The 2075-nt window shown below is 69.0% G+C and carries 3 protein-coding genes; 1 reads left to right on the top strand and 2 read right to left on the bottom strand.

The features are described 5' to 3' along the window. The coding region (locus HUK84_RS15905; RefSeq protein ID WP_176641153.1) for an ankyrin repeat domain-containing protein at positions 1-466 on the top strand (466 nt) is incomplete at its 5' end. 61 nt (positions 467-527) lie between these two features. Here the strand turns inward: HUK84_RS15905 and HUK84_RS15900 are convergent. Together HUK84_RS15900 and HUK84_RS15895 are read right to left on the bottom strand one after the other, a co-directional pair. Next, complete coding sequence (locus HUK84_RS15900) at positions 528-1703, bottom strand: site-specific DNA-methyltransferase (protein ID WP_246285730.1); 1176 nt, start codon at positions 1701-1703, stop codon at positions 528-530. After that, positions 1700-2075 (bottom strand): ribonuclease HII (locus tag HUK84_RS15895; protein ID WP_176641152.1); only part of this gene is annotated, 376 nt, incomplete at its 5' end. The genes HUK84_RS15900 and HUK84_RS15895, both read right to left, overlap by 4 nt.

Below are 2075 nucleotides of genomic sequence, written 5' to 3'. Positions count from 1 at the left end.
CCGTGCCGCCAAGGCCGCAGCCCCGCCGGCCGCCCTGCCCGGCGCGGAATCCAACGAGGAGGTCGCCGGGCACGCCAATGGCGACATGAACCCGACCGACGCGCTGTTCGACGCGGTCAATCGCGGCAGCCTGAACGCGGCCAAGGAGGCGCTGAACCGTGGCGCGGACATGGAAGCGCACAACGTGCTGGGCCAGACGCCGCTGGACATGGCGATCGACCTGAACCGCAACGACATCACCTTTCTGCTGCTGTCGCTGCGCACGCTGAACGACGGCCATGTGATCGCGGCGTCGACGACCAATTCGGGCGTCGAGATGCGCAACGGCAGCGGCCATATCAGCATCAACGGCAGCAGCCACGGCAAGCGCGGCAGCGGCGTGATGGTGACGGCGACCCACCGCTATGCCCAGGATGGCGGGACGGCGCAGCCCGAAATCGGCTTTCTGGGCTTCGGCGGGAGCTGACCCGCCAGCCTGGACGATACTCCCTGGACGATGACTGACGGCGGGTGAGGCGCGCGGGACGTCAGCCCGTGCCGCCGTCCTGGATGTCGCCTGCCTGGATGTTGCCGTCCTGAACGTGGCTGTCCCGGACGTGGCTGTCCTGAACGTTGCCGTCCTGGGTCAGCGCTTCGCCCCTGAGCGTGTCGAGGGGGATCATCCGATCGTCGCGCTGCAGGTGCCAGAAGGTCCAGCCATTGCAGGACGGCGCGTTGGTCAGCAGGGCCCCCAGCTTGTGGATCGAGCCGCGCTGCGTGCCGCTGACCAATGTGCCGTCGGGCGAGACGGTGGCCGAGACGCGCTTCTGACGATCGTAGAGCAGGGTGCCGGCGGGCAGCAGGCCGCGTTCGACCAGGCTGCCGAAGGGGATGCGCGGGATTTCGCGCTTGGCCGGCGTGGTCAGCACGCTGTCCAGCGGCACCGGGCGTTCGCGGCGGGCGCGGCCGATCGCGGCCTCGGCATAGTCCGGGTGGCGTTCGATGCCGATATAGCGGCGGCGCAGGCGGCGGGCCATGGCGGTGGTCGTGCCGGTGCCGGCGAACGGGTCGAGCACGATGTCGTCGACATTGGTCGAAGCGATCAGCACGCGATGCAGCAGGCTTTCGGGCTTCTGCGTCGGGTGCAGTTTCAGCCCGTGGGCGTTGCGCAGCCGCTCGCCCCCCGTGCAGAGCGGCAGGTACCAGTCCGAGCGCATCTGCACGTCGTCGTTCAGCGCCTTCATCGCCTGGTAGTTGAAGCGATAGCGGCTGTCCGGCCCGCGTGCCGCCCAGATCAGGGTCTCGTGCGCGTTGGTGAAGCGCCGGCCGCGGAAATTCGGCATCGGGTTGGATTTGCGCCAGATGATGTCGTTGAGGATCCAGAATCCCAGATCCTGCAGGATGGCGCCGAGGCGGAAGATGTTGTGATACGAGCCGATCACCCAGATCGTGCCGTCCTTGCGCAGCAGGCGCCGGGCCTCGGCCAGCCAGGCGCGGGTGAAGCGGTCATATTCCGCGAGATCGGCGAATTTGTCCCAATCGTCGTCGACACCGTCCACCACGCTGTCGTCGGGGCGGCGCAGTTCGCCACGCAACTGCAGATTGTAGGGCGGATCGGCGAAGATGCAGTCGATCGAACCCGTGGGCAGGGTCTGCATCACCTCGACGCAGTCGCCGCGCAGGATCTGGTCGAGGGGCAGTTCCATCAGGACGGCGCCGCTCATGACATCGCCCCGAGGTGGGAATCCTGCCGCACGGCCAGGTCGAGCGCCAACTGGCGGACCGTGCCGAACGCGTCGCGATGGTGCGGCGTGGCGCCGGCCCGGTGCAGCGCGTCGCGATGCGCGGCGGTGGCGTAGCCGGCATTGCGCTCCCACCCATAGGCGGGCCAGCGCCGCGACAGCCGCTCCATCAGCCGGTCGCGGGTGACCTTGGCGACGATCGAGGCGGCGGCGATCGACAGGCATTCGCCGTCGCCGCCGACGACGCATTCGACCGGGCAGCCGAAATCGGGCGCGGCATTGCCGTCCACCAGCACCATGTCTGGCACGCAGGGCAGGCGCGCCACCGCGCGGCGCATGGCAAGGAAAGCGGCG

It is taken from the genome of Nguyenibacter vanlangensis (assembly GCF_013376155.1).
GTDB lineage: Bacteria > Pseudomonadota > Alphaproteobacteria > Acetobacterales > Acetobacteraceae > Gluconacetobacter > Gluconacetobacter vanlangensis.
The sequence above is the reverse complement of the archived record's forward strand: the minus strand, read 5'-3'. Positions and strand labels throughout refer to the sequence as shown.

Coding starts and splice junctions, on each gene's coding strand:
- HUK84_RS15900 (WP_246285730.1), bottom strand. CDS start 1,703: ATGAGCGGCGCCGTCCTGATGGAACTGCCCCTCGACCAGATCCTGCGC.